The sequence below is a fragment of the Pinibacter soli genome, assembly GCF_029961145.1.
Taxonomy (GTDB): domain Bacteria; phylum Bacteroidota; class Bacteroidia; order Chitinophagales; family Chitinophagaceae; genus Pinibacter; species Pinibacter soli.
Window position 1 is genome coordinate 1128988 of the sequence record NZ_JASBRG010000007.1, and the last position, 23279, is coordinate 1152266.

Genomic DNA, 23279 nt, shown 5'->3' on the forward strand with positions numbered 1-23279 from the left:
ACTATTGAACTTTTCTTGCGTCGCACTCGTCAACTGTTGTATTCTATTGAGCATTGTGCTAGCAAGCAATGCCTCGCTATTTCTCCTTCAACAACACCACCGGCCCCAGCAAACCCGCCGGTATCAAAGGCTTACCTTCTAGTCTATACGGCGATTCTGTATTCGTAACCCTTTCCGCTTCCGGCAATGAATGATCTCCGATCAATCTGTTTGCCCAAGTATTCGTTACTTCTATTTCCAACTTATTCACTCCAACTTTCAACGCCTTTGTGATATCCACCCGATAAGGCGCCGTCCACGCGACGCCGCAGTTTACTCCATTCACTTTTATTTGTGCAATGTTGTTTACCACTCCCACATCTAACCATATTCTGTTGCTTACGGCCAACGCATTCCAGTTAAAAGTTGTCGAATAAATTGCGGTGCCTGAATAATACTTCACACTATCATTGCTATTGACCGTCCAATCCGCAAGTGTTTTGAATTCCTGTGATTCTACCGGCCCACCATATGTTTTGTCAAACATAACATTCCACGAACTATTCATAGTAGAAAGTGTCGTAAACTCGAAACGATTATATCCTGTAGAAGATTTCACTTTCTTACCGACGTCTTTTTTTATGATCACAAACAAAGATCCACTTGCTTCAAGACCTAATGGCAGCAATGTTCTTCCGTTAGCCACTTTCCAGTTTTTTGCAGACAACGTCCGGTTTGTTACAGCATCATAGATTTCTGCTACACCTCCTGATACCCTCAGCGAAGCATTGACTGAAACAGGTTTATCACCCTGATTACTGATGAAATAAATATCCGTACTACCATCAACTCTATGCGTGTAAGCAATATTCTTAATCGGGCTATTCCGGTTGTCGGTAAAAATCACATCGCGCTGTAACCCGAAGTTTTCAAAATCACTTTTCAGATAAGGCACTTCTGCAACCCGCTCTTTGCCGGTACTACGAATTTCGTCGAGGATACTTTTTAAAACCGCATCATCTTTTGAAGATGCCAATCCCGTCGTTTCTTTTAATCCATCAGGAAGCAAAATATTAGCGCCTTGTTTCACCAATTGCAATATGTGCTTTGCAACTGGAAGGCTCATAATCGTACCATCGGTCAACATCGGATGTTTTGAAGGAATAACGAGCACCCGGTAAATCGCTCCGCCCGGCAATGCGATACGGCCATTCTTTACTTCAGCGGTCAGCAAGGCATCAACATTGATGCAATCATACGCATAGCCATTTAACGGATTTACCCAATCTTTGGGTTCTGAAATATTTGTGCTCCAAACACTCGCGGGCATTTCTTTAACAGGTACACCAACATTTTGCAAACGTTTTTCCTCCCTTTCAAACTCGTCTTTTCCCATCACACCGGGCAATGTATAAATAAGCCTTTCAGGCAAAATGGAACGCCTCGGAATTTCTTCTCCTGTAAATACTGCAACATCAGCGACAGGTACTCCACGCTGCAATAACTTCTGACAACGTATCGCATACTCAACCCAGGCCGCACCGGGCTTCCACCATGTTTGATCGCGTTGAAAATACAAGCCAACAGAATTGAGCGTCATGCCCGGCTTTCTATCTAACCACGGATTGTGCGCAAACACATGATATACCATGCGATTGATGCCTAAAGCATAATTGCGATCCAGCAAAGATTTTAACATGGCAGGGTGTTCATCCCATGCCATTCTTAACTCAGTAAAGCCTTCTGCCTGGATAATTCTCTTTTTATAGATATGTGCTGCAGAAATCGCGTCCAGCATATCATTGGGCTTGTCATGGGTTGGACTTCTCAACCAAAATTCACCCATTGGTATGTCAACATACTTATAGTGTAGCATACCATCACTTGTCATTGTTGGCGCTACACTTTCTGCAGTAAACAAGCATCCCTTTTCATGCGAAAGTTTCGCTAGGGTTGCATAAAATTTGTCCCCAATTAGATCAACGATCGTTTGTCTTACATCACGCAGAAAACGCTCTGAAACATCTGCGCTTTCGACGGGAACACCTGTCATCACAGGCAAATACCGCATCATGTCATACCCGCGTCGCTTTGCAAATTCTGCTGCAAAATTTGATGACCAGTTCTGACTGCCGCATTCCCAACTATCCACATGAAACACTTTCAACACCTGTTGCGCCAATCCCTGATCTGTATTCTTATACACTGCTCCAAACCAATTGTCGAACTGCAATTTGATCGCATCTACATTAAACTTATCACACTCAAGTCCTTTACCGCCGCCACCTGTAGCATTGGTATGCTCGGTTGAAGTATGCCCTATTCGCAGGATTGTCCATTTGCCAGCCGGCACTTTCCATTGCAGGCGACCATCTGCATCTACAAATTTGGAAAGATCAACAATCGATGAAAGCTGCACACACATTGCATCAGACACTTGTTGCGATGTCGTTGGCAAACTGATGCGCCATACTTCTCCTGTTTTTCCTTCATACTGGTTGATCTGGGGTTTGCCAAACAATTCCAGCCCATTCAGTTTCAAAACTGGCTTCCACTTCGCCGCATCTAGGTCTTCAGACCCTGGTTCTGTTCCTTCTTTATCGTATGTAAATCGAAAATACTTTGCAGTAACGGGTTCTATCACATGCGTAACAGGTGCATCTGTATCCTGCCAGCCATGACGCGGAGGAGTTAGCTGCGTTACAAATCTGAAATTCGTTCCATCATCACTCACTTCTATTTTTAAGCGATGCGACTGGTAATTATTTCCCCCCGTTGTAATCAAAATTGAGCGACAAGTAAATGGTTGCTGAAAGGAGTATTGAATCCAGCAAGGTTTATCACTTTTTACGCCTTCTTTATTTCCACGCTTAACCAGCAATTGTGCATTCGCTCCCTCAATATTTGTTGTAACAACTGGCACTGTACTGCGTGTAGAAATATCTGCGTCATGAGGTGTAGGATACGCCAGAATTTTTATGTCGTGATAATAATTTTCATTGTATTGCGGTTTTGGCAAGATTGCGTTAAAGGCTGCGTTGCCTTCTACAATAGTATCAACACTCACAATTTTCTGCATGGACATTTCAGGCTTTATCCAAGGGCCTCCACCCAATGCAAAACCATCACTATAGTGCATACCTATTTGCAATCCCAAACGTTTCGCTTCTTTAAAAGCAAAATTCACCATCTGCCACCAACGCGGTGAAAGCTGAATGGTCGGTGTGTCTACCAAAGGTTTCTCTCCTGGGGATTGTATGGGCATCAAATAAGCGCCACCAATGCCGGACGCTTTCATTGCCTGCAGATCAGCGGTTATGCCTTCCTTTGAAACCGCTCCCTGCATCCAATACCAAAACACCCACGGTCGCGAAAACGAAGTATCAGTCTGCGCAAATAACTGTACAGACAAAAAGGTGATAATGATGTATAATAAAACTTTCTTCATTCTTGATTTATCTGCTCTGCAAGACTTGTAGTCTTGCAGCATTATTCTATTGCCTTTGGCAACTAGTATCGCCAGAGGCGATAGAATATTCCTCCGAAGCTAAAAGCTTCGGAGAGCGTGAGATTTGATGTTTTACGCACTAGCATCTCAAATATCAAATCATCACTAATCTTGACAATCATGAAAATCAGCGTTCTTTCTCTCCTATTGCGCAGCAATCTTTACTTCGCCTTTCAACACTCCACTTCTTGCTTTCAAAACAATATCGCCTTTTTGCTTGCTAGCTTTCACAATCACCAAACATCTACCCTGCCAAGCCTTACGTTGAGGTTGCTGGCAACTTTCAACACTTTTCGGATTGGCGTTTCCTACACCTATAATCGTTCCTCCTTTAATTGAAAATTTCAGTAAATCTTCAGCACCAAAATTGCGAACACCTTTCGCATCTGTTAACTCAACCGTTACATAACTTAAATCCTGTCCATCCGCATGAATCACATTTCTGTCTGCCTGCATTTTAATTTGGGAAACCACACCTGCGGTTTGTAATTGAGTTTCTGCAATTTTCACAGAACCGTTGTAAGCAACAGCTTTCAATGTGCCCTGCGTATAAGGCACATGCCATGTGGCTGTGTAAGCACTGTCTTTGCCACTATATTTTTTTCCTAATGATTTGCCGTTAAGGAAAAGCTCAATCTGCCCTGCATCGCTGTAAACACGTACAACTAAAAGCTTTCCTTCACTACCCTTCCAGCTCCAGCTTGGTTGAACATCCTGCCAGTCCCACGTACTCCACTTTTCCAATCCGGGATTTTTATCGGGGAACGTTGGCGTTGGTGGCGCTACAAAAATGGAAAGCGGCGTTCCGTTTTTCCATATTGCATCGCGATAATATGACTGAGGCCTTTTCCAACCGCAAACATCAATATCACCACAATACGCTAAGTTCCAGGGATAGAACCAACCTCGCTGCGGATAACCGAGCCAACCAATGCTTGCTTCGCCGATATAATCATAAGCGGTCCAAACGAAATCACCGATCACCCACGGATATTTTTCAACAGCGTTCCAGTAATTCAAGGCATCAATAGCAAAAGACTCCGATGCATACATTACTCTTTTCGGCACACGCTGATGATCTGTTTCATATTTATCGACTGCGTAGTTATAACCTGCAACATCCATTGTAGCGAACAATGAATCCTTATCCGGCCCCACTCCATTAACACCGCATGTTACAGGACGCGTTGCATCCAGTGAATGAATATGCTCCGTAAGCATTTTAGAAACAGCAGCCACCTCCGGTTTATCTCTGTTTGGTATTTCATTGCCTGTGCTCCACATGATAATGGATGGATGGTTTCTGTCGCGCTTCACCATGCTTTCGATGTCGTTCTTCCACTCTTTATCAAAGAAGCGATGATAATCATCTGTGTTCTTTTTTTCGCGCCACATATCAAATGCTTCTTCCAGCACGAGCATGCCCAAGCGGTCACATGCATTCAATAGCGCCGGAGACGGTGGATTATGTGATGTCCTGATAGCATTATAACCAGCAGTTTTCAGCAATTCAATTTTTCTTTCCTCTGCTCTGTCATAAGCTGCTGCCCCCAACGGCCCATTGTCGTGATGCATACAACCACCTTTCAGCTTCATTGTTTTTCCATTCAATTGAAAACCGTTTGTCACATCAAATGAAATGGTTCTAACACCGAAACTTGTTGTTTCTTCATTTATTAATTCAGTGCTTCGAAATAAAGACACAACGGCTTTGTACAGCACAGGACTTTCAACTGACCATAATTTTGGTCGATCGATATTAAACTGCTGTTCTAGATTTAATTCTGCCGAAGCGGCTATCTGTTGCGTTGAAGTTTGTTGTGCAACTTCTCTATTTTGATTGTCGTATATTTTTGTTACAATACGGATGTCAGCAGTTTGTTTAGTTTCATTCTTTACAATCGTGCTTAGTTTTACCGCTGCTTTTGCCTCCGACGCATTCAATGTAGTAACAAAAGTCTCCCAGTGCGACACATGAACGGGATCAAAAGTTTGCAACCAAACATGTCTGTAAATACCGGAACCTGAATACCATCGGCTGTTTTCGCCCTCGTTCTTTACTCTTACAGCAATAATATTTATTGTATCAGGTTTGATGAAACTTGTAATATCAAACCAGAAAGAAGTGTACCCATAAGGATGATTGCCTAAACGTTTTCCATTTAACCAAACATCGGCGTTCATGTAAACGCCGTCAAACTGAATAATGGTTTGCTGATCTTTTTTCTCTTTGGCAACAAAAAACTTTTTTCTGTACCACGCGGTACCACCCGTTGTAAAGCCGCCACTCACCTGGCTTATCGCGTAGGGGCTAAACGGAGAATTTGTACCCGGCATATCTTCAATACTCCAATCATGAGGCAGACTTACTTTTCTCCAATCACCGTCTCTGTAGTCTGGCTTCTCTCCACCCAATGCACCGCCTCGCCAAAACAACCAATCATCATCAAACAAGATGGGGCCGCTTGCGTTTGCTTGCGCAAAAACATTTGCACATCCAATGATCGAAATAAAAACAAGTAAGTATAGCCTGATTTTCATGGTCATTTTGTTTGGATCAATATCAATGCCTGGTTTAATGAATATGTTCTTCCTTTCACTGTTTTAAACGTCACCGTTTTATCTCCGCACTTTACAACACAGTTGTTTCCTGCGTTTGACGTAATCCCGGCACGTTTAAGTTTTCCATTTTCCCATTGCATATTTATGGTAAAATTTCCTCTTGCACGAACACCTTTTATAATGCCGCTTTGCAAAGAAGACGGCAATGCCGGCAAAAGTTCAATATAACCCATATGGCTTTGCACCAGCATTTCAGCAACACCTGCAGCACCACCAAAATTGCCATCGATTTGAAACGGCGGATGTGCATCAAACAAATTTGGATAAACGCCACCACTTTCACTTCCTTTGCCTGCAGTAGCATCTGACAATAACTTCTGCAACATTTTCATAGCATGATCACCATCTTTAAATCTTGCCCACAGATTTACTTTCCATGCAATGCTCCAACCAGTGCCATCATCGCCGCGATACAACAATGATTGCCTCGCGGCTTTCATCATTTTTTCATTACTCCATGTAATGTCTTTTCCGGGATAAACACCCCACAAATGCGAAACGTGACGATGTGTGTCGCTTGAATCATCTTTGTCCTGCAACCACTCCTGCAACTGCCCGTATTTGCCGATTTGATTAGGCGCTATACTATCATATTTTTGTTGCAATAATTTTCTGAAAGATTCATCCGTACCTAAAACTTTAGCCGCTTCAATCGTATTACTGAAGAGTTCGCGAATGATCTGATGATCCATCGTTGGCCCCGCAACCAATCCACCGTGTTCCGGAGAGTTGGATGGTGTGCTGATCAGCCAGCCTGTTGTTTCATCCTTGACTAAGAAATGAACGAAGAAATCAGAAGCCGCTTTCATCACTGGATAAGCTTCATTTTGAAGAAAACTTTTATCCTGTGTAAATAAATAATGCTCCCAAAGATGCGTGGAGAGCCATGCTCCACCGGTCACCCAAATGCCGTGATTACTTGCGTTGATTGGCACTGTCCCCCTCCACTGGTCTGTATTGTGATGCAACACAAAACCCGGTGCGTTGTAATATTCTTTTGCCGTTTCTTTGCCCGCTTCTGCAACCTCTTTGATCAATTTGAAAAGAGGTTGTGTACACGCTGATAAATTGAGCGACTCAGATGGCCAATAGTTCATTTCCAAATTGATATTGGTCGTGTATTTGCTGCCCCATGGCGGCGTGAGCAAATCGTTCCAAATGCCTTGCAGATTTGCCGCATTCGTTCCTTGTCTCGACGATGACAACATCAAATACCTTGCGTACTGCACATAAAGCGTCACCAACGCCGGATCTTTTGTTATCGAAAACTGTTTGATTCTTTCATCGGTTGGCACACCTGCATTTGCAGCGCCATTACTTAATTGAAGTGAAAATTTATCAAAGTATCTTTTGTAGTCGGCAATGTGCGCTGCTTTCACTTTTTCATAGACCAACTTTTTAATTGATACTAGTTTCGCTTTGCAAATAGCGTTCGCGTCTGCAGATACATCACGATAGTTTTTGAAATTGGTAGCAGCGATAAGATAGAGTGTCGCTTCATCGCTGTTGCTTATTTTAATTTCTTTGTCTGTCACTTCTACTTTGCCATTTGTATTATCAACGTACAAATAAGCAGTTCCATTCATCGCACCATTTTTCACAGCAACGTCGAGTGCCAATGTATGACCATCTATTGCGTGTATCCTGTAATTCTTATGGACAGTAGTAAAGCTGGCGTTATAATTCAGCCTGCCTTTTGCAGAAGATTTCAACTGAATCGCAATTATACTCTCCGGATAATTTGCGAGATATTCCTTTGTATAAACAACATTGCCGCTTTTGTACGTTACAGTTGAAACGGCATTTGCTATGTCCAATGTTCTGCGATATTCAGTTGCGTTAGCCACGGACGTTTTTAATTGCAATTCACCAAAAGGCTGGTAGTCCGCCTGGTATCTTGGCATTGCCGGCGCGTCATCATTCTGAACCCAGTATTGCCAAACAGGATTAAGTTTTACACTTTCTTTTCCGTTTCTTTCCTTTGGATAAACGGCAAATATTTCACGGTCACCTTTTGTTCCAGCAAAACCACCTTTGTCGAAATAATTGATAACTTGTATTTCAATTTCATTCGTTCCTTTTTTAAGTATACTTGCAGGTATAGTGTACAATCTGTTGGCAGTAATATCTTCCGTGCTTCCGACTTGTTTGCCGTTGATGTAGGTAATGTCAAGATCACGGATCTTTCCCAAACTGATCAGCAGATCTTTACCTTGCCAACTATCAGGTAAAGTGAAAGTTGTTTTGAACCAAACTGCGCCGTCCAATCCTTCAAGGCCAGCGGTTTCCCAGCCGTTCAGCGTTGGCAGTTGCATATCCTTCCATTGTGCATTGTTCCATTGAGAAGAGTTAATAATCACATCTCCTTTCACTTTTACCAACCATTCCTTTTTCCTCGCTTCATAGCCTTCTTCATTACTTCTCATACCCATGAAATGTTCCTGCGCCAGTTCTTCTGCTTCTTTTTGTTTGCCTTCTGCCAGCAACTTTCTAATAGGATCAAGGTATAGATACGCTCCTTTTCGATTGTAATCTCTCGGCCCATCACTCCACAAAGTAGCTTCATTAAATTGAATTCTATCGTTCTCCACGCCTCCAAAAATCATTGCTCCCAAATACCCATTGCCTATTGGCAAAGCTTCTGTCCATTTCTCAGCAGGTTTGTTGTACCATAATTGCAGATTACTATCCTGCGCATTTGTTGTTGCACAACACAATGTTGAAAAAATGAGTAGCCGTAAAGATTTAAATTTCAGCATCTGGATCGATTGTTACAGGCTTTTGAATTTTGGTTTAACCTTAGTCAGCTTTAATATTTTTTGTGTCGCCCGACAAAATCGTTTTCACATTTTTCAGGTTGTTGCCTTTTATAACAATCTCTGTAGAATCAACATTGTTAATTTGCAGAAACACGTCTGTACCTTTGACAGGAGAACAACCGTGAACAAATGCATCCGTTACGCTTTTCATTGTGATCAATGGCTTTCCTGCAACCGGCTGTAAAGTCTTAACACCATCCAGCTCAATGCCTGCAGTATTCTCAATTGAAAATGAAGCAGTTTTTTTTGCCGTTATCGCAACCTGGTGAAATTCTATATTCTTCGCATTTCGAACAGTTACTCCGGTTTGCATATCCATACGCAGATCATGAAAAGTGACATTTTCAACCGGCATTTCCTCAATGCCATCGATCAGTATTGCCTCGTTACCATCTGCCGTAATATTGCTAAAATGACAATCTCTAAATATCGGAGTTTTCTCCGTAACCGGCTGCGGCGCGGTCTTTGTGTACTGCATATCAAATACAATTGCCTGTTGGCGAATATTTTTCATGATGATATTATCAACACGAATATCTTCCACAACGCCACCACGCCCTCTTGCTGTTTTTATGCGAATCCCTCTATCTGTGCCATCAAAAATACAATTGGAAATCGCAATCTTTTTTACACTGCCAGACATCTCACTTCCTATCACCACACCACCATGACCCGAAAGCATTGTGCAATTGGTGATCGTATAATTTTCCGCAGGCACGTTCATTTTTCTTCCTGCACTGTCCTTACCTGATTTTATGGTAATGCAGTCATCACCTACGCTAATGTGACAATTGGAAATATGCACATAGCGGCAAGACTCCGGATTGATGCCATCTGTATTTGGCGATACCGGATTTTGAATCGTAACTCCAGTTACCGTTACATTTTCGCAAAACTCAGGATTCACAGTCCAGAAGGGAGAATTGTGAATGGTGATACCTTCTACCAAAACATTCTTGCAATACATTGGCTGTATAAATGGCGGACGAAGGAAGCCACGTTGAATCATATCAGGCACTTCAGGCATAATAACGTTCTTATTATTCGCTGCAAAAATATCCTGCCATTTGCTGCGGGGTGCATTCTTGGCATACAAACCATGATGAAAATCCCACCACTTTTTCCCATGACCATCAATAATACCACGACCACGGATAGCAATATTCTCCGCCTTGTAAGCATAAAACAAAGGAGAGAAATTTTGCACGTCAGTTCCTTCCCAGCGAGATTCTACCATTGGAAGATAATTGTCAAAATCGTCGCTGAAATGCAACTCAGCACCTGCATCTATAAATATGGTTATGTTGCTTTTTAAGTGAATCGGACCTGTAAGATATTTGCCGGCAGGAAAATAAATCGTTCCGCCACCCGCTTTTGACGCTGCATCAATCGCATTTTTAATGGCTTGCGTGCAGAGTTTGCTACTGTCACGTTTTGCTCCGAAATTAAGTACATTGTAATACTGTTGTGCAAACAAAGCATTTCCCAAAAAGCAAAGTATGCTGCTCGCTAAAAATAACTGTAATAACTTTTTCAAAAGGCGATCGTTTTAGAGTTTATATTTTTCAGGTTTAACCGGCATGATTGATTCAATACTATTTCAAATCAATTGTAACATGTTTCAACTGATTGCCGTGATACACTTCTTTATTATCAACATAAATGTGAAATCCTTTTCCCTTGTTGTATTTCTTGCCGCTCTTGTCCCAAAGGATACTTACCTGCTTGCCATGATACAAAACATTTTCAAGACAAAACCAATCCCATTCGTTAGCCGGCAGCAATGGATCAACATCTATCTTGTTATCCACCCTTGGCTTGAACCCCACCAAATCATTGATCACAAGATCGCAAAATCCTGAGTGATTATAATACCTGCTGCGCGGATTGTTTCCTTTTAACCACGCTCCTGTTTTCTCATCCTGGTATTCCCCAATATAAATCACACCATCCATTTGATGCGAACTTGCATAAGTGTGAAATGCATTATAAAAAACCTGCGGCGTCATCCCGCCTTTGTGTTTGTAATCTGTCAGCAAATGTGACAATCCTTTTAAAGTTTGCGTGGAGGCAAATGGCCAGATCGCACCGTCCCACTCGCATTTACCAACGCCATGTGTGCGGAATTGCGGATGTCTTCTCTCTGCCGTAGTCAAACCCCATGGTGCCATAAAGCCCGCAGTGTCTACGATTTGCGACCATGCTTTAACATACTTATCATTGTCATCCGGTAAATTAAAATACCACGGCGTAAAACCAATTGCCTCTCTCGCATTAGCCAAAGTATCTCCTTTCTCCATTCCTGTTTCGAAAAAAGAATCCTTGTTGCTCCATAATTTATTTTCCACGCCGTTCTTTAATTCTGCTGCTTTATTTCTGTAATGGTCTTTAAGAGAATCTACCCCAGTAAGTACCGCCATTTTCTCCATTGCCACCGCATTACCATACATATAACTATTGATAGAAGGCCTTTTGTTTCTGAATTTACGTGATCCGCTTATCGATTCTTCCATCGCATCTTTTACATCGTATTGCCAAAACAAACCATCAGGAAATCTTCTTTCTTCTTCCCACAGCTTGTAATCGGCATCCATTGCCGGAATTACCGATTTTACATAATTCAAATCATTGTTAACAAGATAAAAATTATACACCGCATCTTCTACCCAACCACTAAAGCGATGCAAGAATTGTTTTTTCTCTTTGCTGTCTACAAAGAACCAGAAGTTCAGATATTGCTGTATATATTTTGGATCGTGCAACCAACGGCCTTCGTACACCTGGTGTCCCAGCGCACTGCTGATGGCGTTGTACTTGCCCGCATGTGAAACAGGAATAATGAATTCAGTGAAAACAAACCCTTCAGGCGTTTGTTTTAAATGTTTGCGAAACGTCCACCAGCGATAGTTGTATACCGTTTGTATTGTGCTGTCGGGGCATTCAAACAATGGCGTGTTCTGCAATATCCAGTCGTAAGCCTTGTCATTCGGCACGTAGTTCTGCACATCACCGGAATCAATCAAATTGAAGTATGTAACATCTTTCTTCAGTTTATCTGTCTTGATAAACGAAGGCTTGTAATCCTGTGCAATCGACACTCGAAAGGTGAGCAAAACAATTGCAATCGTTATAGATATTTTCCTAGTCATTTTATATTTAAATATCACTTTAGTATTTATGAACCAAGCAGTTGGTCATACGTAGAGACAAGGCAATGCCTTGTCTCTACCGCTCGAACAACCAATCAACATCTTCATTTTCGCCTGTAATTCCAACACCAGCATTGTAGCGCGGCACATCAGTTGAGCCGTCGAGAAAGCCCAGCACCAGACACGCACCTTTTGCCAACTTCAATGTATTTGTTCCTGCAGGAAAAGAAAACGTATGAATATTTACCAACGGAAAACCAGCAATAGTCAAAGCATTTGCCAGCTTTATATCAGCCTGTCCAAGATCGTTTGCAGTCGCGTCCGTTTCAAGATCAGATGGAGCTAGATAGTTTGCCTTGTCCTTTACCTTGAAAAATCCCACCACTACCTTTACCGGCTTATCGCTTTTGAATGTTACTTCAGTGCCGGATTTTCGCTGTTCTGTTCTTGAGAAACGAATCCCTTTTAAATCCCTTATTTCCGCTGCAAATGCCGTAATGGAAGAGGCCGTATCGCCAAATACAGAAGCTCCGCTCCCAACAACATATTCGCCGTCTGCTTTGCTTAACAACTTAACAGATACGTTCTTCAAAACAACAGGTTGCGTTTTAATTTTTACCGCGTGACTTGCTGTCTTTAATGAGTCAATGTTCTTCTTCAAATAGTTATACTCCTGCTGATAAACGGGCAAACATTCCTTCCATGTTTTAAATGTTCCATCCACACCACGAATTGGAATTTTGCGTTGAGAAGTTTGCATACTGTTTGCATACAGATACGTTCCGTTTGTCAGATCCGTTAACTCTTCATAAGCATCAACACTCTTCTTCAAATGAACCAGCGCTGTTTCCAAATCAGCTATATCCTTTGAGTATTTATAACGCAATACAGACAAAGCTGCAATTGCTTTCTCTGAATACGATCTTGCCAATGCATCATAACAATAGACATCATTTTTCAATCGATCAAACTCTGCTCTGTTCTTGGTTACAGACGTTGCGGCTTTATCAATCGCTTCTCTTGCTTTTCGTCCGTGTTCAACTACTTCATTGGCAATTTGCACCGGCGTTTCACCAACATGGGGTTGATGTTTCCATTCCTTATCTGCATACTCGATCAGCATTTCTCCATCCGGACTTTCTGACGTATACAACAAAGTAAACAAGCCATACCTGTTGGGATTAATTAGTTGTGTCATCAACATACCAAGTGTCAATGTCTGGCGATTACCATCTGTAATACCATAACGTCTAAGCAATTTTGGGGCTATCTCTCCCGCCTGTTCGTAAGCCTCCAGTATATTTTTTCCCTGCGACAAATCACAGCCGTACTTATCACCCAGCTCGCAGCCCCAGTAATTGATTTCCCCGCTTCTGTCGCGATGACAATTCCATGCGTAACGTGACCATGTTTTGTACCATATCCAATCACGCTCAACCTGCAACAGGCGCGGAGAAGTTTTGTCGGCAGTGTAAGGCCAGTCCCAATAAGAAGCTTCAGGATACAAATGCAAACCATTCGCTTCATATACATTGTGCATAGCCTGCACACATTTTTGAATGAAGTCAGCCGAACCATAACGAAACGGTTCAAGATTGGCCATTATGTGTACATTTTCTATATGCACCGTTCCAATGCGACTTAATGTGCGATGCAATTCGGCCCAGGAACCGCGTGGCGTATAGGTTGTAAGAGCCTCACCATTATACTTTGCCATCGTATACAAATTCTTATACAAAGGCAATGCATACTTCATTACAGACGGTGCATCGGAATCATGCGCACGCAAAACAATTGGTGGTTGTGTATTTGAACCTAACGCCTTCAGGCCATCCTGTACGCCGGGAATAATTGTTTTTGTGAACCAGTCGATATCATCTTGACCCACCCCTTCCATTGCTTCGCCCAATGTAACAAGTAATCCAACATTCGGATACTTCTCTACGAATGCAGCAATTGATTTTCTTGTATAATCAGCAATGATTGGAATGATCGGCCTGTTCCTGTCTTGTGTCTTTAAATTATTTTTCTCTGCAAAAGGTTTTGAAACGATGATATTGTAGAATGATTGGATCACCCAAATGCCACGTTTATCAGCCTCTTCAGTTAGAAACGTAAACATCTCTTCGTTCTTTTTAAAAGTAGCATCGTCTACTTCCACGGCATAAGGATACTCCTTCAGTTTCACTAAAGAAGCAAACGGATGACCGTTCCATAAATACAATGAATTCAATCTGTAAGAAACGAGTGAATCAAGATATTGCAACCACAATTTTTTATCGTAGAACCAAGGGAATGTTTCTTCGGTGTACGGATACTCATATACATTTCGACCGGGCAAATACGCAGGCTTCTGCAAACCCACACAAGCGCCGCGAAGCACCATTTCCGGCTGATCGGTAACATTCAAATCTGCAGGAATTTTGTCGTATTTCCTGATACTATCTGCCAGCGCCAGCAATCCGTAAAGAACACCACTTTCATCTGCGCCAGCAACGAGAATTTTATTGACCGCAAGTTGCTTTATCACGAAGCCTTCCTTACCCGGTTGTTTTGCCAGGGCAATTCTATTCTGTGCAATTTCATTTTTGCAAATATCATCATCCAGTTTCCCAATAACAATGTTTACAACTTTCGCAGAAGACTTACCAGCCACAAGCGTTTTCACGCCATAACCCGATTGTTGCAATGCGGCGGAAACTTTGTCCGCACCGAATTGTACACGTTTTGAAGCATTTAGAGAGATGAGAAGGTTGGCTGTTTTATCCGTCTTTTTATTTTGCGCAACAGCGAAAAGATTCATCGTAGCAAGCACGATGATCAATAAGTACAAACTTGTTCTATTCTTCAATACAGGCAGCATTCGTAAATTTATTGCAGGTTAATAGCTTACAAATTTATTCGAACAACCACTAGCGAAAAATGCCTTTTTCTCGTTTGAGGATGGACTTTATTCCAATTTGAAAATTTACTGCACTTCCAACGCATCTACTCTCAAGCCTTCTCCATCTACAGGCGACAATATAATCCTGTACGTTCCGGCGTTGATAAATGTTCCCGTTGAACTGTCAACAACGCCCCACTTCCCTTCACGAACAGGAAACTCAACAATTGTGTCAGTTATCAGCAGCCCGTCAGTTGCCACCAGTTTCATTCTCATAGTAATCTTTTTGCCGGTGGTGTTCAGGTATTTGAAATGCAGGGAATAAACGTCGGCAACGCCCGTGTAAATATTCCATGCGATAGAACCTTGAATGCCTTTCTCAAATTCAACAAACTGTTTGCCGTACAATTCTTCTTTTGCAATTTGCAGATCAGTTAATGTTGCCTTCTCTGCTTCATACTTTGTTGTAGGCTTCAGATCGTAAGCGCCTTCCATGTTGGATGCAGGATTTACAAACACGGTGCAATTTTCTTTTACTTCGATCAAGGCATTTTTTGCTACACGCTTATGCTTCAACGAAAATTCTTTGCCGCCATTTTCATCAGTTACTATTTTCTTTTGAGCATCGCTAAAACCCGTTAACCATGAAGGCAGTTCTTTATTTGTATCAGCAACAGCGACATATACATCGGCAGCTTCGCTTGTGGTAAAGCTTGCCAGTACACTATTTCCAGCCTGATTCCCTGAAGAAACCTTCAGCCATTCAGCGCCATATAATTCAGGAGGCAATGAGGCAAATGAAACGCTTTTGTCAACAAACACTTTATCGCCTGTATTGAGCCATGAACCGGTTTCCCAATTGTTTGCCGCAGCGCTGGTTTTAAAATTAGCAATCATCGGCGATGATGCAGATGAAACAGCAGACCGGACATTTTTGGTACCAATTGCAATTGCATTTATGATTGCCTCCCCTGCCGCAGCATCTGGAAACGATATTTTAATCCTGCCATTGGTCACATGCACATTGAAGGCTTTCTTTATCGCTTTTGCAAAACCAGCTTCTTTAAAAATATCAAAGTCCCTCAAAACAGTTTTATCATTGATTGCCACATCAAACATCCGCCAGCCTTTGCAATTCAATGAGCCGCCCGCTCCGTACCATGGCTCTGCAAAAAACAACTCCACAAGATAGTCCCCATTGGGAACCGGAAAATCATATTGCAACTTATCCATACCATAACGGAAGCTTTGAAACAAAGCGTTATCACTCGTGTTCGCAATAGGTTCATTTGTTGTTCGCTGACTTGCATAAAATGGCGAAATACCCGGAAAATCTTTTGTCCATGACACCGAACCCCAATGAGAAGTTACCTTTTGATCAACATCTGCGTGCCAGATATTTCCATTAACATCCTTGTAATTGCCGCCTCCGCAGTTAACACGATACAAATAATTATAACCAGCAACCCCTTTTGTAATGGCAGTTTCATTCGATGTACTTTTTTTCTTCGCCTCCGGCAAATGATGAAACACGATCATATCATGCGCCACGACTTTACCATTTAAACGGGCTTCAGCATACAACACATTGTATTGTACGTTGACTTTGTTCCATTCAAAGTGTGTACCAATACCATTCCTGTTTCTTTTACCAAGCGAGATAGTTTTATCTGCGTCATTAAACAGCTCTACTTCATCGCAATTGGAATACACGACTATTCCGTCTTTCATGCCTGCAGTCATCCATCTGTCGGGCCACGTGTGCGACACGATGTAAACCATAGGCTCTTTCACTTTATCCGCATAGTTTGAACGGTACATGTAAAATGCATCAGTTGGTTCTCCCCACGCAGTAAACAACCCTTTATAGTTTACCGGCCCGATTCTATCCAATTCACGCATACCTTCACCACCCTGCGATCTACCGGGATTTTCATGTGAGGCAAACAACCAGTGAAAATGTCCGCAGGTGGAATCCTTTACGGACTCCGCCAGCCTTACTTTCAGCTCCATCAATTCCGTCATTTTTTCTTCAGTGTTAGTCTTCTGATGCGAATCATTTTCGGCATGCAAACCAAGACTTCTCCAACCACCGTATTCTCCTACAAGCAATTGCTTCTTCAAATCGTCTCCATATGTATTTGGATCACCGCCATAAGTACCTGTCCAGTTTTGCGGCACGTTCCAATCTGTTCCTTCGCCGCCATTGCAGGTGGTTATCATTCTTTGATTGCTGGCAGTGGGATCAAGCTCGCGGATAATATCAGAACATTCTTTGGCAAAGTCAGCGGGCATTACACTTTCATTTTGCAGGCCCCACAATATAGCGGAAGGGCTGTTGCGTCTTTCTTTTATCCACTCCCTCAGCAATGTTTTGAAATTCTCCCGAAACTCACGAGAATCAACCCAAACGTGGGCTGAGAACTGTGGCCACCACAATATACCATCATGATCCCAGTATTTTTGATACAATAAATTATGTGGTTGATGGGCATCACGAAAAGCATTGAAACCCGCGCTTTCAATTTGTTTAACCCTGGCTTTTATTTGTGCTTCGCTAAATGCGTGGCTTTTGCCCATCAGGTGTTCATACTCACAGGTTCCGTTAATAAAAACAGGTTCTCCATTTAACAGAAATTGTTTCGATCCATCGTTTCTGTTTTGTGGCCAGCTTATCCAGCGAATACCATATGTAACGGTATCCTGATCGCTAACCTTTCCATTTTCTTCAATGGTGGTTTGAAGCCTGTATAAATAAGGATTTTCCAATGACCACAAATGCGGATTGGCTATCGTTTTAGTTTGCTGCGGAATTGTTTTCGTTTCTCCGGTTGTAAGCGTTACGTTCTGACGAAGCACCTCAACAACTTTATTAGATGCGTCCAACAAAGTATTCACCAATACTATCTTTCTTGATTGCGATGCATAATTCCTCACTTCCGTTTCCATGTGTAATACAGCACCCGCACTGGAAATTTTGTTGTCATTCCAAACGTGCACACCAAACGGTTCAACACGCACCGGGCCTGTAGTTATCAAATGAACCGGCCTGAAAATACCTAATGGCTGCGAGCCTTCAGAAAAACCACGATCATCCGAGCAGCCACCGCAAACCCAGGGCAAATCGCTGATCATAGCGGGATGCGCCGCTTTCACGATCAAGGAGTTCTCTTTACAAATCGCATTTGTAATATCTATTGTGAAAGTTGTTCTTCCGCCCGCATGCTGCCCGATCTGCTTTCCGTTCAACCAGACCGTTGCATAAGAACCTACACCTTCAAACCAAAGAAAGTAGCGTTTAGTTTTATCGATATCTTTTAAGGAAAAAGATTTGCGGTACCAGGCTGTGCCGTGCTTGTTGCCATGCTTCAGCCGCCTGTAGCCATCGTATTGGTCCCAATTGTGTGGCACATTGACCATTTGCCAATCCCTGGCATTGAAAGCTTCTGCTGCCACATCGTTGGATGTATCCATTTTTGTATACCAGCTTTTGTTCAGAGATTCATCTTTCCGTAATCCCTGCGGAAAAACTATCGCACAAGAAAGAAGGAACAACAGGCAAGAAGCAATCCGTTTAAATTTGAACATAATCGTAAAGAATATTTAAATACCGCAACAGCGAGATGAGCGATAAGTACATTTTCACTGAACATACACCACTGCTTAAAAATAGGAAACTGTTGCAACCCAGCAATAACAAGGATTGCAAAAGATTTAAAATTCTCATCAAAAATTCGATCGTTGTAAAATAGTCCATCAAACCAGCAAAAAATGATATTGTTTTTGTTGAGATTTAATGATAGCATTGCGTGTTTTTCATAACGTGTATTGATTAACTTTATCGCCTGCAATTCAATTAACGATCGCTGACTATGAACAAATTCTGCCTGGCTTTATTGATCTGTTTTTTTTGCTGTGCCGTTTCTGCACAAAACATTTCCGTGCACGATCTAAAATGCGAAGACAAAATTGCACCTTTAAATATTGATGCTGTTCATCCAAGGTTTAGCTGGAAAATAAACGGCGACCGCGGATGCAGTCAGTCCGCGTATCAAATACTGGTTTCAAAAAGCAAGAGCAATTTGCAGAAAGGCATTGGTGAAATTTGGGACTCTCAAAAGATCAGTGCGACTGAAAATATTTTCATCTCTTATAACGGAAAGAAATTACAACCTGCGACTACTTATTTCTGGTGCGTGAAAATCTGGAATAAGCAAAAACAGGCCTCCCGGCGGGGCGCACCAACTTCATTTACTACGGGCCTTTTCACCAGTGATGACTGGAGCAACGCAAAATGGATCGGCTATGAAGAACTGCCAGATACTTCGCGCATCGTTCCCGGTGTACATAGTCCGGATGTAAAGAAAAAATTAGGGCCGGATAAAGCGAAGGAGAGAACCGTTGTTCCTCTTTTCAGGAAAACTTTCGCTGCTGATAAAACGATTGTAAGTGCATTGGTTTTTATCAGCGGCCTGGGACATTATGAACTAAGTATGAACGGACAAAAAGTGAGCAACAGTTTTCTTGCCCCTGGCTGGACGTCTTATGACAAACGTTGCCTTTACAACTCCTACGATATTTCTTCATTGGTAAAAAAGGGACAAAACGCGATCGGCGTTATGGTAGGAAATGGATTTTACAATATTAACCGCGAACGCTATTTCAAAGCAATTTCTGTTTTTGGCAATCCAAAAATGATCTGCAAAATACAACTCACTTATTACGACGGAAGTGTTGAAAATATAGTATCAGATGAAAGTTGGAAAACCACAGCTTCGCCAATAACCTTCTCCAGCATTTATGGTGGAGAAGACTACGATGCCAGGCTGGAACAAAAAGACTGGAACACTGCATCCTTTTCTGATGCACAATGGAAGAAAGTTGTGTTGGTAAAATCTCCGCAAGGCAAACTGGAAGCTGAGCATGACTATCCTGTGGAGGTTTGTGAAACATTTAGCAAGCCGGCAATTTCCGAACCAGCGAAGGGCATTTACATGTATGATTTCGGACAAAACATTTCAGGTATTGTCGAGTTGAAAGTCTCCGGCAAGAAAGGACAAACCATTAAATTGACGCCTGCTGAATTACTCACTGATAGCAGTCTTGCTAATCAAAAAGCAACCGGCAAGCCTTATTATTTTTTCTACACATTAAAAGGTGACGGTGTAGAAACATGGCGACCACGCTTCACATACTATGGCTTTCGTTACGTACAGGTGGAAGGCGGTGTTCCCGCAAATGCAAAACAGCAGAATGATTTACCTTCGATTGTAAGCCTGTCGTCATTGCACACAAGAAACAGCTCACCAACTGCGGGAGCTTTTGAATGTTCGAATCAACTGTTCAACCAGATCAATACCTTGATACGCTGGGCAATAAAAAGCAACATGCAAAGTGTGTTAACGGATTGTCCGCACAGGGAAAAGCTAAGTTGGCTGGAACAAGACTATTTAATGGGCGATGGCATCAAAAGTAATTTTGAAACATACAATCTCTATCGCAAACTGGTGTTTGACATGATGGATGCACAAACCGCCGAAGGCCTTGTTCCTGACATCGCACCGGAGTTTGTATTCTTTGACGATCACGGTTTCGGTTTCCGGGATTCTCCTGAGTGGGGAAGCGCCGCTATCATTGTGCCATGGCTCATTTACAAATGGTACGGAGATAAGGATATTCTTGCCACAGCCTATCCCATGATGCAGAAGTACACAAGTTATCTTCAAAGTAAAGCAAGCAATCATATTCTCTCTTACGGGCTCGGCGACTGGTACGATTATGGCCCGAACCATCCGGGAGTGGCACAATTGACGCCCATTCCGCTAACGGCAACGGCAATCTATTACTATGATCTAAGTTTGATGAATAAAGTAGCTGCATTGCTCGGCAATAAATCAGATGAAGATAAATACAGCGATTTATCACAACAAGTGAAGCAAGCTTTTAACGACAATTTTTTCAATGCTGCCACCAACGTCTATGCAACAGGTAGCCAAACATCAATGGCGATGCCGCTATGCGTAGGATTAGTACGTGAAGAAAATAAACCGGCTGTGATGAAAAATCTTGTCGATTCTATTTCTGCCTCCGGCAAAAAATTAACAGCCGGCGATGTAGGCTATCACTTTCTCGTGCGGGCATTGCACGAAGGCAGCGCCTCACAACTGATTTACGAAATGAACAATCGTGATGATGTTGCAGGTTATGGCTTTCAGATTAAAAAAGGTGCAACCGCTCTCACTGAATCATGGCAGGCATTGAGCGATGTCTCAAACAACCATTTGATGCTGGGTCACATCATGCAGTGGTTCTACAATGGCCTGCTTGGTATCAATCAGGCTGACAGTTCGGTAGGTTATAAAAACATTGTTATAAAGCCTGAAGTGGTGGGCGACATTCATTTTGCCAAAGGCAGTTATGAAACGATGTACGGCACGATTGTGAGTGACTGGAAAAAAGAGAACGGTTCGTTTTCATTGCATGTGAAAATTCCTGGAAACACTACGGCACTAGTGTATTTACCGGCAACAGCGCAATCCATAATTTTCGAGAGCAATCAATTGTTATCAAAACAAAAAGACGTAAAAATCCTCGGCAATGAAAACGGTAGAACGGTCGTAAACATTGCTTCCGGGGAATATTGGTTCACAGTAAAAGATTAAAATACAGGGACGCAGATTTTCATGATTGTCATGATTTGATGGATTTGAAATTTGAGATTTTGTGCAGCCAGATGAAAGTTTAATTTAAGCTAGTTGCATATCAGGAAGCATCAAATTTCAAATCTCAAATCAAAAATCAAAAAATCTTAACCAATCATGACAATCATGAAAATCTGCGTTCCGTCTCTCAAATTCAACATATGAAACTTAAACTAACATCACTGCTGCTCATCCTGTCGATCGCTTACGGCTCAATGTCGGCGCAGGTTAAACTCGCATCTCTATTCACCGACAACATGGTATTGCAGCAACAAACAGACGTTGCGATTTGGGGCTGGGCAAAAGCCGGCGCAAATATTTCGGTCACATCTTCCTGGAACAAGAAAAAATATACTGCCCAGGCAGATGCAGACGGCAAATGGAAAGTAAAGATCGCGACGCCTTCTTATGGTGGTCCTTATGAACTTACAATTAGCGATGGCAAACCAATTACACTGAAAAATATTTTAATCGGCGAAGTATGGTTATGCGGTGGACAATCGAATATGGAGATGGCCATGAAAGGCTTTAAAGGCCAGCCGCTCATCGGTTCCAACGAAGCGATCATTATGTCAAAAAACAAAAACATCAGATTGTATACTGTACCGCGTTCGTCTGTTACTACGCCGCAAGAAAACAGTAAGCCTTCTGATTGGAAAGAAGCAGACCCGGAAACAGTGAGCAACTTCAGCGCTGTTGGTTATTATTTTGGCAGACGTCTAAGCGCCTTGATGGACAATGTTCCTATCGGATTAATCAACTGTAGTTACAGCGGCTCTTCAATACAAGCGTGGATGAATCCTGAAACTTTGAAAGCATTTCCATCTATCACCATTCCTAAAAAAGATGACTCTATTAAATTAGCGAGCCGCACTCCTACTACGTTGTACAATGGCATGATGCACCCAGTTGAAGGTTACACTATCAAAGGTTGTATTTTTTACCAGGGCGAATCTAATTACGAAGATCCTGATCTGTATGAAAAATTATTGCCAGCTGCAGTAAAGCAATGGCGCAGCGAGTGGGGCATTGGCGATTTTCCTTTTTACTACACACAAATTGCTCCTTATGGTTACAAGCAACTTGCTGATAAGAACGCAACAGAAAAATACAACTCCGCTTATTTGCGTGACGCACAAAGAAAGATGGCAGACGCAATTCCAAACGCTGCTATGTCTGTGTTGCTGGACGCCGGGGATGCAAAAACAATCCACCCGATGAATAAAGAAACGCCAGGCATTCGTCTCGCATATATCGCATTGGCCAAAAGCTATGATATGAAAGGATTTGGATATCTCGCCCCGCTTTATGACTCAATAAAAATAAAAGATACAACAGCAATCATATCTTTTAAAAATGCTGAAAACTGGCTTACATCCTATGGTAAAAAACTATCCAATTTTGAAATTGCAGGAAGCGACAAAGTGTTCTATCCCGCTGCTGCAAGCATTTCAAAGAATACAGTGACAGTTTCTTCTCCGCAAGTGAAACAACCTGTTGCTGTTCGCTATGCATTTAAAGATGTTCCGGAAGACGGACTATTGTTCAGCACAGAGGGATTACCGGCTTCTTCATTCAGAACCGATGACTGGTAACAACATGAACGCAGATTATCAT

9 protein-coding genes are annotated in these 23279 nt (G+C 42.2%); 2 read left to right on the top strand and 7 right to left on the bottom strand.

Annotated elements, in window-relative coordinates; translation table 11 throughout:
• Positions 1–76: 76 nt before the first annotated feature.
• From QJ048_RS15325 to QJ048_RS15355, 7 genes are all read right to left on the bottom strand, one after another.
• Positions 77–3427, bottom strand: coding sequence for a glycosyl hydrolase (locus tag QJ048_RS15325; RefSeq protein ID WP_282335271.1), 3351 nt, complete (start codon positions 3425–3427; stop codon positions 77–79).
• A 204-nt stretch (positions 3428–3631) separates the two neighbouring features.
• On the bottom strand, positions 3632–6028 hold the full coding sequence (locus QJ048_RS15330; protein WP_282335272.1) for a glycoside hydrolase family 2 TIM barrel-domain containing protein: 2397 nt from the start codon (positions 6026–6028) through the stop codon (positions 3632–3634).
• 2 nt (positions 6029–6030) lie between these two features.
• Positions 6031–8868 (bottom strand): glycoside hydrolase family 95 protein, encoded by a 2838-nt coding sequence (locus tag QJ048_RS15335; RefSeq protein WP_282335273.1) that lies wholly within the window; start codon positions 8866–8868, stop codon positions 6031–6033.
• A gap of 40 nt (positions 8869–8908) precedes the next feature.
• Positions 8909–10465: a glycoside hydrolase family 28 protein gene (locus tag QJ048_RS15340; protein ID WP_282335274.1), complete on the bottom strand. Its 1557-nt coding sequence runs from the start codon at positions 10463–10465 to the stop codon at positions 8909–8911.
• A gap of 58 nt (positions 10466–10523) precedes the next feature.
• On the bottom strand, positions 10524–12077 hold the full coding sequence (locus QJ048_RS15345) for an MGH1-like glycoside hydrolase domain-containing protein (protein WP_282335275.1): 1554 nt from the start codon (positions 12075–12077) through the stop codon (positions 10524–10526).
• Positions 12078–12153: 76 nt separating this feature from the next.
• On the bottom strand, positions 12154–14940 hold the full coding sequence (locus tag QJ048_RS15350; protein ID WP_282335276.1) for an alpha-d-galacturonidase: 2787 nt from the start codon (positions 14938–14940) through the stop codon (positions 12154–12156).
• A 105-nt stretch (positions 14941–15045) separates the two neighbouring features.
• On the bottom strand, positions 15046–18549 hold the full coding sequence (locus QJ048_RS15355) for a malectin domain-containing carbohydrate-binding protein (RefSeq protein WP_282335277.1): 3504 nt from the start codon (positions 18547–18549) through the stop codon (positions 15046–15048).
• Positions 18550–18902: 353 nt separating this feature from the next.
• Here QJ048_RS15355 and QJ048_RS15360 point away from each other — a divergent pair, with 353 nt between their 5' ends.
• Both QJ048_RS15360 and QJ048_RS15365 read left to right on the top strand, forming a co-directional pair.
• A complete protein-coding gene (locus QJ048_RS15360) occupies positions 18903–21623 on the top strand; it encodes a family 78 glycoside hydrolase catalytic domain (RefSeq protein ID WP_282335278.1) in 2721 nt (906 codons plus the stop codon).
• Between the two features lie 200 nt (positions 21624–21823).
• The gene (locus QJ048_RS15365; protein WP_282335279.1) at positions 21824–23257 is read left to right on the top strand and encodes a sialate O-acetylesterase; all 1434 of its coding nucleotides are present in this window, start codon (positions 21824–21826) and stop codon (positions 23255–23257) included.
• Positions 23258–23279: the final 22 nt, after the last annotated feature.